Annotated in this window: 17 protein-coding genes, 1 tRNA gene and 2 pseudogenes; 13 read left to right on the forward strand and 7 right to left on the reverse strand. The window is 71.8% G+C overall.

Translation table 11 applies throughout. The annotated features are described in order from the left end of the window. Nucleotides 1–79 precede the first annotated feature (79 nt). Both ACWJ6R_RS13420 and ACWJ6R_RS13425 read left to right on the forward strand, forming a co-directional pair. Nucleotides 80–1,711, forward strand: a pseudogene (locus ACWJ6R_RS13420) (AAA domain-containing protein); the annotation flags it as partial. Between the two features lie 57 nt (nt 1,712–1,768). Further along, nucleotides 1,769–2,029, forward strand: coding sequence for a DUF5710 domain-containing protein (locus tag ACWJ6R_RS13425; protein ID WP_449062549.1), 261 nt, complete (start codon nt 1,769–1,771; stop codon nt 2,027–2,029). Between the two features lie 57 nt (nt 2,030–2,086). On the opposite strand, the gene ACWJ6R_RS13430 is transcribed toward ACWJ6R_RS13425, so the two are convergent. Then, the gene (locus ACWJ6R_RS13430; RefSeq protein WP_449062533.1) at nt 2,087–2,602 is read right to left on the reverse strand and encodes a flavoprotein; all 516 of its coding nucleotides are present in this window, start codon (nt 2,600–2,602) and stop codon (nt 2,087–2,089) included. A gap of 146 nt (nt 2,603–2,748) precedes the next feature. Between ACWJ6R_RS13430 and ACWJ6R_RS13435 the strand changes: the two genes are divergently transcribed. From ACWJ6R_RS13435 to ACWJ6R_RS13450, 4 genes are all read left to right on the forward strand, one after another. Then, nucleotides 2,749–3,999 (forward strand): helix-turn-helix domain-containing protein, encoded by a 1,251-nt coding sequence (locus tag ACWJ6R_RS13435; protein ID WP_449062534.1) that lies wholly within the window; start codon nt 2,749–2,751, stop codon nt 3,997–3,999. Nucleotides 4,000–4,056: 57 nt separating this feature from the next. After that, nucleotides 4,057–4,359, forward strand: a complete 303-nt coding sequence (locus ACWJ6R_RS13440) for a hypothetical protein (protein ID WP_449062535.1) — start codon at nt 4,057–4,059, stop codon at nt 4,357–4,359. Between the two features lie 194 nt (nt 4,360–4,553). Then, nucleotides 4,554–4,838: a hypothetical protein gene (locus tag ACWJ6R_RS13445; protein ID WP_449062536.1), complete on the forward strand. Its 285-nt coding sequence runs from the start codon at nt 4,554–4,556 to the stop codon at nt 4,836–4,838. A 19-nt stretch (nt 4,839–4,857) separates the two neighbouring features. Further along, nucleotides 4,858–5,091, forward strand: coding sequence for a hypothetical protein (locus tag ACWJ6R_RS13450; protein WP_449062537.1), 234 nt, complete (start codon nt 4,858–4,860; stop codon nt 5,089–5,091). Nucleotides 5,092–5,129: 38 nt separating this feature from the next. Here the strand turns inward: ACWJ6R_RS13450 and ACWJ6R_RS13455 are convergent, their stop codons facing one another. The 3 genes from ACWJ6R_RS13455 to ACWJ6R_RS13465 form a co-directional block, all read right to left on the reverse strand. Continuing rightward, nucleotides 5,130–5,507: a helix-turn-helix domain-containing protein gene (locus ACWJ6R_RS13455; protein WP_449062538.1), complete on the reverse strand. Its 378-nt coding sequence runs from the start codon at nt 5,505–5,507 to the stop codon at nt 5,130–5,132. Next, nucleotides 5,504–5,911, reverse strand: coding sequence for a hypothetical protein (locus ACWJ6R_RS13460; RefSeq protein ID WP_449062539.1), 408 nt, complete (start codon nt 5,909–5,911; stop codon nt 5,504–5,506). Before ACWJ6R_RS13460 ends, ACWJ6R_RS13455 begins: the two co-directional genes overlap by 4 nt. A 565-nt stretch (nt 5,912–6,476) precedes the next feature. Then, nucleotides 6,477–7,325: a replication-relaxation family protein gene (locus ACWJ6R_RS13465; RefSeq protein ID WP_449062540.1), complete on the reverse strand. Its 849-nt coding sequence runs from the start codon at nt 7,323–7,325 to the stop codon at nt 6,477–6,479. 1,020 nt (nt 7,326–8,345) lie between these two features. Here ACWJ6R_RS13465 and ACWJ6R_RS13470 point away from each other — a divergent pair. The 3 genes from ACWJ6R_RS13470 to ACWJ6R_RS13480 are packed head-to-tail and all read left to right on the forward strand — an operon-like array spanning nt 8,346 to nt 10,047. Continuing rightward, nucleotides 8,346–8,603, forward strand: a complete 258-nt coding sequence (locus ACWJ6R_RS13470) for a DNA-binding protein (protein WP_449062541.1) — start codon at nt 8,346–8,348, stop codon at nt 8,601–8,603. Then, a complete protein-coding gene (locus ACWJ6R_RS13475) occupies nt 8,600–8,845 on the forward strand; it encodes a hypothetical protein (RefSeq protein ID WP_449062542.1) in 246 nt (81 codons plus the stop codon). Before ACWJ6R_RS13470 ends, ACWJ6R_RS13475 begins: the two co-directional genes overlap by 4 nt. Beyond that, a complete protein-coding gene (locus tag ACWJ6R_RS13480; RefSeq protein ID WP_449062543.1) occupies nt 8,842–10,047 on the forward strand; it encodes a tyrosine-type recombinase/integrase in 1,206 nt (401 codons plus the stop codon). The genes ACWJ6R_RS13475 and ACWJ6R_RS13480 overlap by 4 nt, the downstream gene beginning before the upstream one ends. Nucleotides 10,048–10,154: 107 nt before the next feature. Here the strand turns inward: ACWJ6R_RS13480 and ACWJ6R_RS13485 are convergent. Then, nucleotides 10,155–10,228 (reverse strand) — tRNA-Ile (locus ACWJ6R_RS13485). Between the two features lie 150 nt (nt 10,229–10,378). On the opposite strand from ACWJ6R_RS13485, the pseudogene galK reads away from it, so the two are divergent. Then, nucleotides 10,379–11,501, forward strand: a pseudogene (galK, locus tag ACWJ6R_RS13490) (galactokinase). A 138-nt stretch (nt 11,502–11,639) separates the two neighbouring features. Here the strand turns inward: galK and ACWJ6R_RS13495 are convergent. Further along, a complete protein-coding gene (locus ACWJ6R_RS13495; protein ID WP_449062544.1) occupies nt 11,640–12,374 on the reverse strand; it encodes a FadR/GntR family transcriptional regulator in 735 nt (244 codons plus the stop codon). 190 nt (nt 12,375–12,564) lie between these two features. Here ACWJ6R_RS13495 and ACWJ6R_RS13500 point away from each other — a divergent pair, with 190 nt between their 5' ends. Both ACWJ6R_RS13500 and ACWJ6R_RS13505 read left to right on the forward strand, forming a co-directional pair. Next, entirely contained in the window at nt 12,565–13,899 is a 1,335-nt protein-coding gene (locus ACWJ6R_RS13500; RefSeq protein WP_449062545.1) for a 2-isopropylmalate synthase, read from the forward strand. A 101-nt stretch (nt 13,900–14,000) separates the two neighbouring features. Beyond that, entirely contained in the window at nt 14,001–14,432 is a 432-nt protein-coding gene (locus tag ACWJ6R_RS13505; protein WP_449062546.1) for a DUF402 domain-containing protein, read from the forward strand. Between the two features lie 226 nt (nt 14,433–14,658). Here the strand turns inward: ACWJ6R_RS13505 and ACWJ6R_RS13510 are convergent, their stop codons facing one another. Further along, nucleotides 14,659–15,192: a MarR family winged helix-turn-helix transcriptional regulator gene (locus ACWJ6R_RS13510; RefSeq protein ID WP_449062547.1), complete on the reverse strand. Its 534-nt coding sequence runs from the start codon at nt 15,190–15,192 to the stop codon at nt 14,659–14,661. Nucleotides 15,193–15,263: 71 nt separating this feature from the next. Between ACWJ6R_RS13510 and ACWJ6R_RS13515 the strand changes: the two genes are divergently transcribed. Then, a complete protein-coding gene (locus ACWJ6R_RS13515) occupies nt 15,264–16,541 on the forward strand; it encodes an MFS transporter (protein ID WP_449062548.1) in 1,278 nt (425 codons plus the stop codon). Nucleotides 16,542–16,816 lie beyond the last annotated feature (275 nt).

Here is a 16,816-nt window from a genome sequence, read left to right on the forward strand (position 1 = left end):
CAGTTCAACCTGCAGATCCGTGCACTAGGCCGGACACACATCTGCGGAACGCAGGCTCGACCGTGAGCACCAGGCACTCCGGAACACCGTCGCCACACTCGATCAGCAGTTACGAGCCGCGCTGGCCACTCAGCAGCATCTCGCGGCCGAAACCGCCAGGCTCGAACCGGAACTGGCCATCCTCCGCGCCCGGCTGAGGGAGATCCCCACCGCCGCTCCCCTACGGGACGCCGTCGAGCGCCTTCAACAGCAGCTCAGCGCGTTGGAGCAGAAGCAGTCGAAGATCACCGAGGCGGTCCGTGCGAACTGCCGCGTCATGGGCACCACGGTCGCCAAGGCCGTGCAGTCCCGCAAACTGCTCGACTCGATCGACGCGGTGGTCATCGACGAGGCCGGCATGGTGAACACCCCTTCGGCCTGGTACGCCGCCGGACTCGCCGCACGACGGGTCATCGTCGCCGGAGACTTCCGGCAGCTGCCCGCCGTGACCAAGGCCTCCGGTGACAAGAAAGCCTCACCCGAGGACAGGCAGCACGCCCAACTCTGGATGGACCGCGACGTCTTCGCCACGGCCGGGCTGGTGGACCCTGCGGGTTCGGCCCGGCAGGACCGCCGGATGGTCTGCCTGGACACCCAGTACCGCATGCGTTCGTCGATCTGTGAGCTGGTCAACGTCGTCGCCTACCCTGACGCGCCCCTGCGCACCGGACGCGACGACCGCAGCAGCCTCCCGCACTCACCCCTGATCGACGGTCCGCTGATCCTCGTGGACACCGCTCCGCGCCATGTGCCCGGCCTGTCGGGCCGCCGGAACGGGCACAAGGCCAATGCGGTGCACGAGGCGGTCATCCATGAACTCGTCCGCGGCCTGCAGTACGACAAGGTCCTTCCCGCCCGCAAGTGGACGGATCTACCCCCTGGAGAGGGACCGTCCGACCGGCTGGCCGTGATCGCTCCGTACAAGGACCAGGTGAAGGCGCTCCGCAGCAGCCTGTCCTACCGTTTCGGCGAACAGTACGAGGGCCTGGTGGACACCGTCCACCGTTTCCAGGGCAGCCAGCGCCGCCTTGTGGTGATCGACACCGTGGCGGGCGCAGGCGACCGACTCGGTTACTTCTACGAGGGTGTGGGCCTGTCCTCCTCCACCTGCCGCCTGCTCAACGTCGCCCTCAGCCGGGCGCAGGACCATCTCATCGTCGTCGCCAACACCGAGTTCCTCCACACCAACCTCAGCCCCGGCAGTGAAGCCGCGCGGATGCTCAGCCACCTGGAACGCCATGCCCGGATGCTCTCGGTCGACGATCTCGTACCGGTCCGCTGCGCGGCCGACCTGGCGGGGCTGGACGAGGACGAGCTGGCCCGGCCCGCCTTCTTCCCCGCCGACGAGGTGCTCCGCGCCGTTGAATGGGACATCGAACGGGCTCAGCGCAGCATCGAGATCTACTGCCCCTTCCTGGATCCCGTCCCCGTCAGCAGATGGCTACGGCGCCTCACCCCCCGGATCAAGGAAAGGGTCCAGGTGACCGTCTACACCCGGGACCAGAGCGACGACACGCGCAAGCGTGATCTCGTCCGGGAACTGGAGGCGGCCGGCTGCCGTGTCACCGCACGCGAACGCATGCACGAGAAGGTAATGATCATTGACGACACCGTGCTGTGGCACGGGTCCCTCAATCTGCTTGCCAACACCGGTCCCACCGACCTGATGATGCGGATCACCGACCCGTCCTCCTGCCTGCGGGTCCGTCACATCGTCGACCGCGCGCGGATGGAACGCCCCGCACGCACCTGGAAGCAGACACCGCCCGAATCGGAGCCCGGGCCGAGTCCGGCCTCCGATGTCAAAGCGGGTGACGTGCTCGATGGACGGCTCTACCTACGCGTCTCCTACAAGGAAAAGGACGAATTCAAGCGCGTGGTGCGTGCTGCCGGAATACGCCCCGGCTGGTGCGAGGAGAAGAAGCTGTGGCATGTCGATGCCACCGTCTCCCGACACCTGATCCAGCGGTGGCTCCCGTCCAGCGGCTGACGGTCCATCGAGCGCCCGGCGGGTCACATGCAGACCATCCATCGGTCAGCTGAGCGATCAACTTCTGCAGGCCGCGCGCATGGTCTGAAGCTCCTTGCGGAGGTCCTCCCAGGGGAACGTGGCGGCTCCCGGCTGGCCCGAGTCGGGGGCGGGGAGCCGCTCCGGGTCGAGGACGACCTTCACACCCCACTCCCGCAGCAGAGCAACGCTGTTGCCGAAGGCCGGATGGCGGGCGAGGGCGACGTTGGGCCAGGGCACGGCCACGATCGGCAGCCCCAGCCCGAGCGCCTCGTTCAGCAGCCCGAGAGCGAGGGTGTCGCTGATGCCCTGGGCCCACTTGTTCATCGTGTTGAAGGTGGCCGGGACCACCGCCATCGCATCGGCCGGAGGCAGGACGTCCGGGTCCTCCGGGCGCTTGTAGTCGCTGCGCACCGGGTACCCGGTCAGCTCCGCGAGCCTGGCGGAGTCGATGAACTTCGTCCCCGAGGGGTCGCGACCACGCAGACGGTCCAGCCCTCCTGCTGGGCGTGCGTCACGAGATCGGATAGCTCCCCGGCCGGCCGTCCTCCGCACGCGATCACATACAGAACCGGCCTGCCGTTCGTCATGTCCCGCCGCGCTCCTCGCTGCACCGATCACCCGTTGTCGCCCTCCCGTGGCGCAACGCGTGGTTACCGTGGTTCCACGCGAACCCTACGTCCGAGGCCCGAGGTCGTGCCATGGTGACCCAGCACAACGATGACGGTGAGGCAGACCGGCGTATCGGCAGGCGTGTCCGCGCGCTCCGGCTGCGCCGCGGGCTGGGCCTGCGGGCCTGCGCCGAGTTGTGCGGGCGCACCGAGGAGTGGCTGCGCCAGGTCGAGCGCGGCGAGCAGCGGCTGGACAAGCTCTCTACCCTCGTCACTCTGGCCCGGGTGCTCGGTGTCCGCGACCTCGGCCTCATCGCCGAAGACCGGCTGGGCGGGATGACCTGCAGCCTGGCCGAGGGTGGCCGGGCCCGGCACGAGGCGGTGCCCGCCCTGCGGCAGGTGCTCTCGACCCCGGTCTTCCCCGCCCAGCCGACCGGTGACCTGTCCGTCGAGGTCGACCGGCTGCGGCGCCGGCTGGCCATGGCGTGGTCGGCCTGGCACCGGTCGGTGCGGCCGTACACGGCGCTGGGCGTCGTGGCTCCCGGGCTGCTGCGCGACGCCCTCGGCGTGCACCGCGCGGCGCAGCCGCCCGAGCGGCGGGCCACCTGGGCGGTCCTGGCCGAGGTGTTCCAGCTGGCCCAGCGGTTCCTGTACTGCGTGGGCGAGCCGGAGCCGGCGGCTCGGGCCGCCGACCGGGCGATGGTGGCCGCCGAGGAGACCGAGGATCCGGTCCTGCTCGCGGCTTCGGCCTGGACCTCCACCATGGCCGCCCTGGGCCGTGACCAGGCCGACGAGGCGTGCGAGATCGCCACCGCCGCGGCGGAGCATCTGCGGCCCGCGTGCGATACCTCCGAGGCGGCGCTGTCGGTGTGGGGGTCTCTGCAGCTGTTCACGGCGATCGCGTACGCGAAGAACCGGCAGGCCGCCGACGCCTGGCGGCACTGGGACCTGGCCTGCCGCGCGGCGACCGCCCTGGGTCCCGCGCACCACAACCCGCTGACGATGTTCGGCGCGGTGAACGTGGCCGTCTACGCCGTGGCCATCGAGGTGGAGACCGGACGGTCGGCCGTGGCGGTCGACCGCGCCAAAGCCGTCGACGTCTCCACCATCCCCTCCTCCAACCGCCGGGCGCAGCACCTCATCGACCTGGCCCGCGGCCACGTCCACCGCCGCGACCCGGAGCAGGCGCTGGCGTGCCTGCGCCTGTCCGAGCGGCACTCCACCGAGACGATCGTCTTCAGCCCGGTCGCCCGGCAGACCATCACCGAACTGATCGAAAAGCAGCGCCGCCCCTCTCCGTCGCTGCTCGACCTCGCGGTCCGGGCTCGCGTCATCGCGTGACCGACCCCCAAGTGCCACTTGGGTTCGCCGCTGCGCCCCGGCCGTACGGTCGGCGGCATGAACCGAGAGCTCGTTGACACCCAAGCCGCCCACGAGGCGTTGCAGAGCCTGGCGGCGGAGCTGGAGAAGCGGCGCTTCAGCGTGCGGCTCCGCGCGGTCGAGGGCCGCCCGCTGAGCCTCACCGTCACCAACACCGCCGCGCCCGTCCTCACCGAGAGCATCCTGACCGCTCCGGACGACAGCGGCGCGCTCTGGTACTGGTTCCCCTGGCGCGCGCCGATCAGCCGCGTCGACGACGTCACGGCCGCCGCCGACCTCATCGAGCGGGTCCTCGCCGAGGTCGGCCGACCGGTCCCCTGACCGGCGCGGCGGCGTGGCCCGTGCCGCGTGCAGGCGGGTGCGGGCCATCCCACAACGCCGCCGTGCCTTCCTGTTCCGGAACCCGAGACCTCGTACAGCGCCGCTCGTGGAGGGGCGGCGCCGTACGACGCGGCGGCATGGCCGGGCGCGTCACCGCCCGGGCCATGCCGCCGCAGCCATTCAAGGAGGCGGGCATGGGCTTTCCTCTGGAGTTCCACGGCGTCCATGCCGCCCCGCTCGCCGCCGCGCACGAGCGGATCCGCTGGGCCGTTCCGGTCCCCCGCACCGATCGGATCCGGGTGCGCAGCCACACCTGCGTCTGCCAGGAGGTCCAGTTCGAGCTGTGCGAGGCCGGCGGGCTGGCGTTCATCAGACGCCTCCGCGTTCTCCAGGGCCGCGTCGTCGTCCACGAGACGGAATGGACGGTGACCGCGCAGGCCGTACGACTCTGGGAACTCCTACGCGGTCAGGCTCGATAACCAGCACGTCAACAGCGCCGTGGTCGTGTTCACCCTCGTCACCGTCCCCGCCGGCATCGCCCTCGCGCTCCTGCAGGTCCTGGAGACCAACGAACCCTGGCTCTTCGCCATCGTGGGTGGAGTCTGCGCGGTGAACGAACCCTGGCTCTTCGCCATCGTGGGTGGAGTCTGCGCGGTGCTCGTCGCGCTCCTCCTACGCACCCGCTCGGCGCGAGTGGCCTTCAAGGCCCTGCGTCGCCGCTTCACGCCCTGACAACAGCGCCACCGTCCTGTGCGCTCTGTCAGCTGAGTTCAGGTTGAGCGCTGCTCGGGTTGGGACTGGCGCAGTTGTGCGAGGTCCAGCTCGATCCGGCGCCCGTGGACGGTGACCACGATGCTGGCACCCTCGGCACCGGTGGCCACCAGGTAATCGAACAGCGTGGACAGCAGCATGTCGTTACGGTTCTCCAGACGGGAGACGACGCCTTGGCCGACCCCGAGCTTCCTGGCCACCTCCACCTGGGTCATCTGCCCGGCCTTGCGGATCATCGCGAGGTTCATCGCGTAGACGCGATCCATCTCCTCGGCCGCCTCGTGTGCCTTGGCGACCTCGGCCGCGATGTCCGGGTCGGCCAGGAGTCGGTCCAGGTGGTCGTTGCCGCGGACGAAGGTCCGCTCCGGCTCGGTCATGGCTTCTCCTCGTACGATGTCTCCCGTTTCCACTGATCGATGAGGGCGTCCGCCCGGGTGGCGACGCTGTTGTAGAAAACGTCCCCGATCCGGGCCTTGTCCCCGGCGAACAGTGCGACGACGACCGTCCCGCTGTCGGGCGGAAACCAGCAGATCAACCGGATCGCCACTTCCGGATGGTAGGCGTGCGAGACCCGCCACAGCGGATAGCGCCGCGACTGGCGCACCCACCGGAGAGTGGCCGTCTCCTCGTCTCTGCTTGGCGGCTCAGTCAGCTTCCGCAGCTGATCCAATGCCCGGGCGGTGAGTGCCAGCTTCAGCCGGGATCGCTGATCACCGGCCCTCGCTTCCGCCTCAAGCCGGTCGAGCCAGGCCCCGAAGTCAGCCGGCCAGTCGATGTCCACAGCCAACAGTATGACATCGAAGGCATATGACTTCCAAGCCATATCGGAAGATGAACCCTCCAGCGTCCCTTCCGATCGGATCACCGACTTGACCAGCGCGCCCGCTCGGGGAGATCTGGAGGAAAGACACGTTTTCAAGATCGTGCCAATCAGCTCCCTCCTCGGACACGGTGATGCAGTCCGTCTGGACGCCAGACTTGAGAGACGGCAGAGAGTCGGTTCATGATCTCGACCGATGCGGATCCGGATCCCCCGCGGCAAACGGCCGTGCTGGAAGATCGGGTCGAGAGCCTTCCGACGATGCGCACAACTCCACGGCGGCGGCGTCCGGACGGGTCCGGAGTGGAGACGGACCGGCCTGCCGATGTCTCCATCCGTCTTGTGGTCGCCGCTGTGATCGATGAGGCTGCTTCGATCGCCTCCCTCGGCGTACCACCTCCCTGCTGGTCAAGACCCTTTCGGGTGATGCACTGATGGGGCCGACTCGCCCGTAGGGCGCCCCGGACATATGTGTGAGCCGTACAGGTCCGGGTTATATGTCATCCCGGCGTAGGGCCGATTCCCATCACGGTGGGACCTCCGCCAGCTCGGCCAGCCGCCGTCGTGGTCCCTGCGATCCGCAGGGTAGCCAGACGCATCCGGCGGGACCGTCGCCGATGCGGGTGTGGACGGCCGTGGCGACCGGCACCTCTGGGACTCCGATGAGCTCGCGGAGGTTGGCCTCGCGCCGGGCGCTCGGCAGCCAGAGCAGGACGGGCGTGGTGATGCCGGTGGCCTCGGCCAGGTCGGCGTAGTCGTTGAGCTTCCGGGCGACCTTGGCCAGCGGCTCACTGCCGGTGTCGTGTTCGAGGAAGAAGTCGACCTGGTCACCGTTCTCGATCCAGCGGCCGTAGGCGTCCGGGCGGGCCAGGTCGCCCCAGAGAGCGGCGCAGCGGCGCTCGCTCCACCACTCGGCGACCCGCGCCGTCCCTTCGCTCCGCCGAGCGTGCCGGTGCAGGCCGGCGAAGAAGTCGTTCACGCCGATCAGGTGGCCGAGGCGGGAGGAGAGGCAGACGCTCATCGCGGCGTCCCGGCGGTAGCCGAGCCGGGTGACGCCGGTCCCCCGCTGGGCGGCCAGGACGGCGGCTCCGGCGGGGCCGAGGACCCAGTGGCAGGGCGACGAACCGGTGGGAGCCCACGGGCGGAAGCGCTCCAGCGCCGCCAGGCGGTGGAGTACGGCCAGGCGCCGCCGGGCGATCTGCGGCCGGGTGAAGAAGATGTGCTCGATCTGGTGGGTGGTGAGCACGCGGTGCTCGAACACCGTGGCCAGCAGATCATGGTCGCGTTCAGTGAGCCGGGCCGCGAGTTCGCCCAGAAGGGCCGGGTCGACGCGCGGGCCGGTCGGCTGGCGGAGGCTGCGCGGGTTTCTCGCCATGCTCTGCGTTCCCTTCGGTGGTGCGGATCTGCGGACGGTTCCGTGATCGGGAAACCAGGTGGGCGCGCCGATGAAGGACCCGCGCCGGTGGCCGGTAGTACGACGGGCCGCTGACGGCCGATGTCGGCCCCGTTGCCGGGGAGGCCGGCATCCCGGCGGGGGTCGCGTGGTCCGCCTGTCAGCGGGCCGACAGGGCGTGCACCGGCCCGGTCACGGCCGCCGCCCCGAGATCCGGTGGGGCGGCCGATGCCGACACGGCTCTGACGACGGCCAGGCAGGCAGGCAGGTAGAAGCAGATTGTGATCTCCTCCCGGAGACGGCAGGGAACGGGCGGGTTGTCAGGGCGGCGCGGACTCGGAGACCCCGGGAGCCGTCGGGCTCTCCTCCTTCGCGTGAGACTGCGGACTGGCCGGGTGGGGACCGGTGGCGGGTGGCTCCCACGGCTCCGAGTCGTGCGCGCTCCCCTGTCACCTGGTAAAAGACTGTGGATCCGGGCCGCGTTCAGACGTCGATCTTGGAGATTTGACCGGAAGATTGTCAGTCCGAAGAGCGGCGATCACCCGCTCGCCACTCTCCGGGTGCCGTGTCCCAGCTGTGTACGGAAAATGTCCGAGAACGCCGTCACCTGCGCCTATGCGGCCCCGCAGTCTCGCCCTGGAGCGCGCCGTCCGCGCTGATCCGCATTCCCCGCCGTTGCCGATGTCCCATCAGGCACCGTCCCCCAGGTATTTCTCCGGTGGGGACCAGGGCTCGGAGTTCGGGCCACATCGGCATGACGACATCCCAGCATCCGGAGCACGACGCCAGAGCCGCTCTCCGGCACCACACGCGGCACCGCACCGCCGCTGCCAGGCGAGACGAGAACCTTGACGCTCCCGTCCGAGCCAGGGGTGCATCCGTCCGGCACCGGACGGATGACCGGCCGGAACCGCTCCGGTTCCGCGCCCCGGCCGCCGTCCGGCGCCTGTCCAACAGGCGAGGGTCGGACGGCGGTGTGCCGAGCACGGCCGGGGACCGGCGATGAACGCGCCCATGTCCCGGGCAGAGCTGCTGGCGCTGCCTCCCGTGATCGACATCGTGACGGCGGGCAGGGCGCTCGGCTTCGGCCGTACCAAGTCCTACGAGCTGGCCCGCACGGGCGAGTTCCCCTGCCGGGTGATCCGCGCGGGCCGGTCCTATCTGGTCCCGACCGCGGTCCTGCTCGCGGTGCTCGGTCTGGAGCCGCTCCGTCCGCACCTCGCCGACGTCTCCGACGACTCACGAGGTGCACATCGGTGAAGGGCTCCACCTTCAAGCGTTGCGGCTGCCGCAACCCGGCGACCGGTCGGCAGTACGGCCCCGGCTGCCCCAAGCTGCGCAGAAGAGACCACGGGTCCTGGTGGGCCCGCTACGATCTGCCGCGCGGGGCGGACGGCAGGCGCAGGCAGGAGAAGATCGGCCCCTACGCCACCAGGGCCGAGGCGGAGGCGGCGCTGGCCGAGGCGTCGACGGGGCCAACAAGGGCACCAACCACGGGGTGAACCGGCAGACCTTCGGCGACTACCTCGACCAGTGGATCGCCAGCAAGGTCGGCCTGAGCGAGAACACCCGCAAGGGCTACCTGACGCACATCCGGCTCTACTACCGGCCCGGCCTCGGGCACGTCCGCATGTCCGACCTGCGCGACCACCACTTCGAGGAGCTGTACGCGGCCATGCGGCAGATTGGCCGCCTGGCCGACGGGGTGCGGCCGTCGCCGATGCTGCGCCGCCTGCTGGAGGCCCGCACCGACACCCAGCAGGCCCGGCGTCCGCTCAGCGCCTCACGGATCAAGCGCATCCACGCGACCGCGACCAGCGCGCTGAACAGCGCGGTCCGCCGCAAGCGGATCCCCTTCAACCCGGCCGAGCACATCGAGCTGGTGCCGCCCCGCAGGCGGCGTCCGCTGGTCTGGACGGCCGAACGGATCGAGCGCTGGCAGCAGACCGGCCGCCGCCCGGCGCCGGTCATGGTGTGGACGCCGCAGCAGACGGGCGCGTTCCTGGACTTCGTCGCCGACGACGCCCTCTACGCGCTCTGGCACCTGCTCGCCTACCGGCCGCTGCGGCGCGGCGAGGTCGCCGGGCTGCCCTGGAGCGACGTGGACCTGGCGGCCGGGACGCTCCTGGTCCGGGAGACCAACCCCGGTCACGTCACCGGCGACGAGGACGGCTGGGACGACCCCAAGAGCGACGCGGGCGAGCGCACCGTCACCTTGGACGACCAGACCGTCCAGGTCCTGCGCGTCTACAAGAAGCGGCAGAGCGAGCTGCGGCTCGCCCTCGGTGCCGGCTGGAAGGACTCCGGCCGGGTCTTCACCAAGGAGACCGGTGAGCCGCTCAGCCCGGACGGCATCTCCCAGCGGTTCGACCGCTTCCTCACCCGGCACGCCACCATCCGCCGCAGGCACGGGGAAGACGGCTGGAGCGTCGAGCGGCTCGCCCGCGCGCACGCCGTGCCCGAGCGTGCCGTTCTGACGGCCCTCGCGGCTCCGCTGCCGCCGATCAGGTTGCACGACCTGCGGCACGGCGCGGCCTCGCTCATGCTCGCGGCGGGTGTGGACATCAACGTCGTCAAGGAGGAGTGCGGTCACGCCACGGCCGCCTTCACCCGCGACTTCTACCAGCACGTCTTCCCGGAGGTGGCCAAGGCCGCCGCCGAGGCGGTGGCGGCGATCGTGCCCCGGTCCGCGCTCGGGAAATGATCACCACGGGACCCCGCGGAGCGGCGTGTGCCCACCGTGTGCCCACCAGGCGGCAAAACGGACACGGAAACGATCGAGGGAACCGCATCGCCGCAGGTCGTGAGGGGTAGGGCGGGCGGGACTCGAACCCGCGACCCAGGGATTATGAGTCCCCTGCTCTAACCGGCTGAGCTACCGCCCCTCGCGCAAGCCGTACCGACGCATTCAACCAAAGGTGCGCCCCGTTCGCACATCCACCGGGCGGACGGGTCCAAGATGTGACCTTGATCCGGCGGAAGCACCGGCGAGGGTCGCTAGGGTACGGTGAGGCCGTGTTGAGGAGTGTTGGAACATGATGGTTGTTGAGGCTTTCCGGGAGTCCTTCGGCGCCGAGCCGGACGGGGTCTGGCACGCGCCGGGGCGGGTCAACCTGATCGGCGAGCACACCGACTACAACGACGGGTTCGTGCTGCCGTTCGCCGTGCCGTGGGGGGTCACCGCGGCGGTCTCGCCCCGCCGGGACGGCCTCGTCCGGATCCGCTCCCTCCAGGCGGCCGGGCCCGCGGTCACCGTCGAGGACCTGCAGCGGGCCGAGGGCTGGACCCGGTACGCCGTCGGAGTGGTCTGGGCGCTGCGGCAGGCCGGGCATCCGGTGCGGGGGGCGGACATCCTGATCGACGGGGACGTGCCCCGGGGCGCGGGACTGTCGTCGAGCGCCGCCCTGGAGGTGGTGGTCGGCCTCGCACTCGACGAGCTGTACGGCCTCGGCCTGTCCAAGATGGAGATCGCGAAACTGGCCCAGCGGGCCGAGAACGACTTCGTCGGCATGCCCTGCGGGATCATGGACCAGGCGGCGTCGGCCCTCGGTGAGGAGGGCAAGGCCCTCTTCCTGGACTGCCGGACCCTAGGGACCCGGACCATCCCGTTCGACCTCGCCGCGCACGGCCTCCAGCTTCTGATCATCAACACCGGGGTCCACCACGAGCTCGCCGACGGCCAGTACGCCCGGCGGCGCCGGGACTGCGAGAGCGCCGCCGCACGGCTGGGCGTGGACGCGCTGCGCGACGTCACCGACCTGCCCGGCGCGCTGGCGAAGCTGACCGGGGACGAGCGCAGGCGCGTCCAGCACGTGGTGACCGAGAACCACCGGGTGGAGGCGGTCATCGGGCTGCTGCGCGCCGGGGCGGTCCGGGAGATCGGGGCGCTGCTCAACGCCTCGCACCTGTCCCTGCGCGACCAGTTCGAGGTGTCCTGTCCCGAACTGGACGTGGCCGTGGAGGCGGCGGTCCGCGGCGGGGCCAGGGGGGCGCGGATGACCGGCGGCGGGTTCGGCGGGTCGGCGATCGCGCTGGTCGCCGACGACCGGGCGGAGGCCGTACGGGACTCGGTGCTGCTGGCTTACGCCGAGCGCGGCTGGGCCCCGCCGGAGGTCTACCCCGCGACCCCGGCCGCCCGGCGCCCGCCGCCTGATCTGAGCGGGAACCCGGCGGCCGATCTCGCCCGACCGGGAACCCACCGGCGCCCGCCCTGCCGGAGGCCCTCCGCCGGCCCGATCCGACTGACCGGGAACCCGCCGGCCGCATGCCCGGGACCACCGGGAACCGCCCCGGCTCCTACGGTCCGGAGGTCCCGGAGGTCCCGGCGATCCCGGAGTTCCGCGCCGCCTCGCGCAGGAGCGCCAGCGTGTGGTCCAGCTCGCCCTGGAGCGTACGGCAGGCCGCCTCGGCGTCTCCCCGTTCGACGGCCCCGACCAGGGCGGCATGGGTGTCGTCGCCGGGGTTGCCGTCCCCGTGCCGGAGGCCGAGGAGGTCCACCAGGTCGATCAGCCCCCGCCGGAGCGCGGGGACGAACTCGGCGAACAGGTCGGTGAGCACGGGGTTGTGCGCGGCCGCCACGACCGCGGCGTGCAGGGCGATGTCGGCGTCCACGAAGGCGGCGTCGTCGCCCGCGGCGGCGGCGCGCCGGGCGGCAAGGGCCTCGCGGATGGCCGCGATGTCGGCGTCGGTCCTCCGCTCGGCGGCCAGCCGGGCGGCCTGCACCTCGACGAGCGTGCGCACCTCGTAGACGTGGACGACGGCGGCGCGGCGGAGCCGGGCGGGCCAGTCCTCGGCGGGCTCGGTGGCGACGACGAAGACCCCGGAGCCCTGCCGCGCCCGCACCAGCCCGGCTCCGGCCAGGGCGCGGACGGCCTCGCGCACGGTGGAGCGGCCCACCCCGAGCTCCTTCGCCAGAGTGGTCTCACCGGGCAGCCGGGTGCCGACCGGCCACTCCCCCGAGGTGATCTGGTCGCGCAGGCGGCGGACGGCCTGGTCGACCAGGGAACTGGGGCGGAGGGCACCGAGGGACATTTCTACCTCTCAGGTTGTCTGATGAGCTGAGGTGTGCTTAGCATATCGGCATGTCGCTGCGCTGTCTCCTTCTCGGCCGCCGCGGCGGGGTCTGATCCGACCGGCGCCCCGCCGCGGGGTGCCGTGCCGCCGGTCGGCTCCCGAAGGACCGAGGACCGAGCGAGAACCGAGCGACCGGAGGACGGCCGAGATGAACCCGCGACTGAACCCGCAGCGCCCCAGCGGCATGCCGTACCAGAAGTATCTGCCCGCCCACGAGCGGGTCGAGATCCCCCTGACCGACCGCACCTGGCCCGCCCGCAGGATCACGCAGGCCCCGCTCTGGGTCTCCGAGGACCTGCGCGACGGCAACCAGGCGCTGGCCGAGCCGATGGACACCCCTCGCAAGCGCCGCATGTTCGACCTGCTGGTCGGGATGGGGTTCAAGGAGATCGTGGTCGGCTTCCCCGCGGCCAGCCGGACCGACTTCGGCTTCGTCCGGCACCTGGTGCGCACCGGAGCCGTGCCCGAGGACGTGACGGTCTCGGTCCTCACGGCCGCCCGCGCGGACCTGATCGAGCAGACGTTCGCCGCCGTCGAAGGACTGCCCCGGGCCATCGTCCACCTCTACACCCCGACCGCCCCAGTCTGGCGCGAGGTGGTGCTCGGCCGTGAGCGGGCCGAGGTGCACGCCATGATCAGGGACGCCGCGGCGCGCATGGCCCGGCTGGCGGGCGAGGGCGTCCGGTTCGAGTTCTCACCGGAGGTGTTCAACCTGACCGAACCGGACTTCGTGCTGGAGGTCTGCAACGGCCTCACCGAGCTCTGGGACGCCTCCCCCGACCGGCCGGTCGTCCACAACCTGCCGGCCACCGTGGAGATCGCCTCCCCGAACGTCTACGCCGACCAGATCGAGTACATGCACCGCCACCTGGAGCGCCGCGAGTCGGTCGTGCTCTCGGTCCACCCGCACAACGACCGGGGCACCGGGGCGGCCTGCGCCGAGCTGGCCATGCTCGCGGGCGCGCAGCGGGTGGAGGGCTGCCTGTTCGGCAACGGCGAGCGCACCGGCAACGTCGACCTGGTCACCCTCGCCCTCAACCTGTACTCCCAGGGCGTGGACCCGATGCTGGACTTCTCCGACATCGACCGCGTCCGCCGCACCGTGGAGGAGTGCATCCGGATCCCGGTCCACCCCCGCCACCCCTACGGCGGCGACCTCGTCTACACCGCCTTCTCCGGCACCCATCAGGACGCCATCGGCAAGGGCCTGGCCCGCGCCGGCCGGGACGCCCACTGGTCCGTGCCGTACCTGCCGATCGACCCCTCCGACGTGGGGCGCAGCTACGAGGCGGTGATCCGGGTCAACAGCCAGTCGGGCCGGGGCGGCGTCGCCTACCTGCTCCGCGAGCACTACGGGCTGGAGCTGCCGGAGGAGCGGCGGGCCGACTTCGCCCGCGTCGTCCAGGCCGCGGCCGACGACGGCGGCCGGGAGCTGACGCCGGAGGACCTGTGGAAGCTCTACGCCACCACCTACCGGGACTGACCCGCGGGACGGCGGCGGGCGGCATCCGGGACGGGTCGCGCCTCTCCGGGCGAGGCGCGATCCGCCGGATCTTGGAGCGGCCGGAGGGCTAGGGTCGAGCCATGCCCTTCGAAACCGTGAATGTCACGTATCGGAAATATGACGGTTCTCTGCACTGGCACCACACCGCCCTGCTCCTCGGGGAGGACGAGCACGGGGTCTGGACCGGCTGCGTCGCCGGCACCCTCGGCCGCAAGGGCTCCGAGCCCCCGATCGCGTGGGAGCACCCGTTCGTGCTCCTCTTCCCCCGCGACGCCTGGTGGACCGCCCTGTTCAACGCCGAACCGAACAGGACCGAGCTCTACTGCGACATCACCACGGTGCCCGAGTGGCGCGACGGCGAGGTCACCATGGTCGACCTGGACCTCGACGTGATCCGCAAGCGCGACGGCCGGATCTTCCTCGACGACGAGGACGAGTTCGCCGATCACCAGGTCCGCTACGCCTATCCCCCGGAGGTCATCGCCGCGCCCGCGCCGCGGCCGACCACCTGATGGAGGCCGTCACCGCCTTCACCGCCCCCTTCGCGGCCCCGCCCCACTGGCTGTCCCACGTCGTCTGATCCCCGCCCCCGCGCCTGATCGCCGCCCTCCGCCCTCCGCCCGGTCACCGTCCCCCGCCGCCCGGACCCTCCGTACCGTGGGAGGTCCGCCCGCGGGCGGGGACTCGGAACACGGGCAGGCCGGCCGGGCGGCCCGGAACGCGGACGCGTCCACCGGGTCAGCGTGCGGCCGGCCAGTCGGGCATGAGCGGCGGGCCGTCCGCCTCGATCCCGGCCACCACTTTCCTGAGCAGGACCGCCAGCGCCTCCTGCTCGCCGTCGTCGAGCGCGGCCAGCATCCGGTCCTCCGTCTCGCCCCTCCGGCCCATCACCGCCTCCCATCGCTCCCGCCCGAGACCGGTGAGGGTGACGAGCAGGCGGCGCCGGTCGCCCGGATCGTGCTCCCGGGCGATGTACCCCGCCTGCTCCAGCCGGTCGAGGCGGCTGGTCATCGTGGCGGGGTGGGTGTCCAGCCACTCGGCCAGCGCCGTCGGCGCCACCCGGTACGGCGCGCCCGCCGCGACCAGCCGGTGGAGCACCTCGAACTCCCAGTACTTGAGCCCCGTCCCGAGCAGACCCGACTCCTTGTCCCGCTTCATCCGCCGCACGAGCATCTGCAGGCGCGTGATGATCCCCTCGGTCCGGGGGTCGAGGCCGGGCAGCTCCCGCGACCAGTGCGCGATGTGCCGATCGATGGAGTCCGGTTCCGCCATGCGCCCCAGCCTAGCGACCGCGCCAGTTAATACGACTAGATATATTCTGATTTCGTAGTAATGTTCTCGCCGTGACCCCCCTCCGCGATCCCCGCTTCCGCCTGCTCTGGACCGGCCAGGCCCTGTCCCACCTCGGCGACGCGGTCACCCCCGTGGCCCTCGCCCTGGCGATCGTCACCGCGACCGGTTCCGCCACCGATCTCGGGCTGGTGCTGGCCGCCCAGTCCGTCGCCGCGGTGGCGCTGATGCTGCCCGGCGGCGTCTGGGCCGACCGCCTCCCCCGCCAGCGGGTGATGCTGGCCGCCGACCTCGTCCGCGCGCTCGCCCACGCCCTCATGGGCGCCGAGCTGGTCGCCGGCACCGTCGACGTCGCCCACCTCGCGATGCTGGCCGCCGTCTCCGGCGCGGCCTCGGCCTTCTTCCTGCCCGCCACCACCGGCCTGGTGCCCGCGACCGTCGACCCCGAGCACCTGCCCCGCGCCAACGCGCTGATGTCGATCGCCGCCCGCGGTTCCATGCTGCTCGGCCCGGGGATCGCGACCGCGCTGGCGCTGACCGCGGGACCGGGCTGGGCGCTCCTCCTCGACGCCGCGACGTTCGCGGTCAGCGCGGTCCTGCTGGCCCGCCTCCGGCCGGCGCCGATCCCGCCCGCACCGCGGGAGCGGTTCGGCAGGCAGCTCGCCGACGGCTGGGCGGCATTGCGCCGCCACCGCTGGTACTGGACGAACCTGGCCGGCCACGCCCTGTGGAACCTCGGCCGCTGCGCACTGATCACCATCGGCCCGGCGGTCGCCGTCGCCCACCTGGGCGGCGAGCTCGCCTGGGGCGTGATCGCGCAGGGCGGCACCGCCGGTGCGCTCTGCGGCGCGCTGCTGGCGCTCCGGTTCAAGCCGCGCAGGCCCCTGGTGGCCGCCAACCTCGCCCTCGCGCTCGGTGCGCCGCCGTTCGTGCTGCTCGCCGCCGGAGCGCCCGCGCCGGTCGTCGCGGCGGCCTACGGACTGATGGTCGGCGGGCTGGCGCTCATGGCGCCCCTGTGGGAGACGGCCGTGCAGGAGCACATCCCGGCCGAGGCCCTCTCCCGGGTGTCCGCCTACGACTGGCTGCTCTCCCTGGGGCTGACCCCGCTCGGCATGGCCCTGGCGGGACCGCTGGCCGCCGCGGTGGGCACGGCCCCCACCCTGTACGGCGCCGCGGCCCTGATCGCGGTCTCCTGCCTGGGCGTGCTGCTCCTGCCCGACGTCCGGGACCTCGGCCGCACGACACAGAACGGGCACACGACACAGGACACCCGGACGACGCAGGGCGTGACGACGCAGGTCCCCGCGGCGGAAGGCCCCGCGGCGGCGTAGAAGCCCGCGGCGGTGCGGCGGCCCGGCCCGGTCCGATGGAGGCGCTCTCCATCGGACCGGGCCGATGGAGAGCGCTCACTCCGCGAACTTGATATCAACCTTAGTTGAGGTTTTAGGGTCGACTCATGGCTCCAGGAGAGCCCACGGCTTCTACAGACGAGGGACTGTCATGAGGGAACACGGCGCGATCCCGCGTCACGAATCCGGTTCCGGGCCCATCGGCCCCGCGGCCGTCCCGGCGACCGCACCCGCCCCCGCGGCCGTCCCGGCGACCG

Source organism: Planomonospora algeriensis (genome assembly GCF_977012225.1).

Excerpts from the sequence above, each read along its gene's own strand:
- ACWJ6R_RS13425 (WP_449062549.1), top strand. The coding sequence starts at position 1,769 with ATGGAACGCCCCGCACGCACCTGGAAGCAGACACCGCCCGAATCGGAG.
- ACWJ6R_RS13435 (WP_449062534.1), top strand. The coding sequence starts at position 2,749 with ATGGTGACCCAGCACAACGATGACGGTGAGGCAGACCGGCGTATCGGC.
- ACWJ6R_RS13440 (WP_449062535.1), top strand. The coding sequence starts at position 4,057 with ATGAACCGAGAGCTCGTTGACACCCAAGCCGCCCACGAGGCGTTGCAG.
- ACWJ6R_RS13445 (WP_449062536.1), top strand. The coding sequence starts at position 4,554 with ATGGGCTTTCCTCTGGAGTTCCACGGCGTCCATGCCGCCCCGCTCGCC.
- ACWJ6R_RS13455 (WP_449062538.1), bottom strand. The coding sequence starts at position 5,507 with ATGACCGAGCCGGAGCGGACCTTCGTCCGCGGCAACGACCACCTGGAC.
- ACWJ6R_RS13465 (WP_449062540.1), bottom strand. The coding sequence starts at position 7,325 with ATGGCGAGAAACCCGCGCAGCCTCCGCCAGCCGACCGGCCCGCGCGTC.
- ACWJ6R_RS13470 (WP_449062541.1), top strand. The coding sequence starts at position 8,346 with ATGAACGCGCCCATGTCCCGGGCAGAGCTGCTGGCGCTGCCTCCCGTG.
- ACWJ6R_RS13495 (WP_449062544.1), bottom strand. The coding sequence starts at position 12,374 with ATGTCCCTCGGTGCCCTCCGCCCCAGTTCCCTGGTCGACCAGGCCGTC.
- ACWJ6R_RS13500 (WP_449062545.1), top strand. The coding sequence starts at position 12,565 with ATGAACCCGCGACTGAACCCGCAGCGCCCCAGCGGCATGCCGTACCAG.
- ACWJ6R_RS13505 (WP_449062546.1), top strand. The coding sequence starts at position 14,001 with ATGCCCTTCGAAACCGTGAATGTCACGTATCGGAAATATGACGGTTCT.
- ACWJ6R_RS13510 (WP_449062547.1), bottom strand. The coding sequence starts at position 15,192 with ATGGCGGAACCGGACTCCATCGATCGGCACATCGCGCACTGGTCGCGG.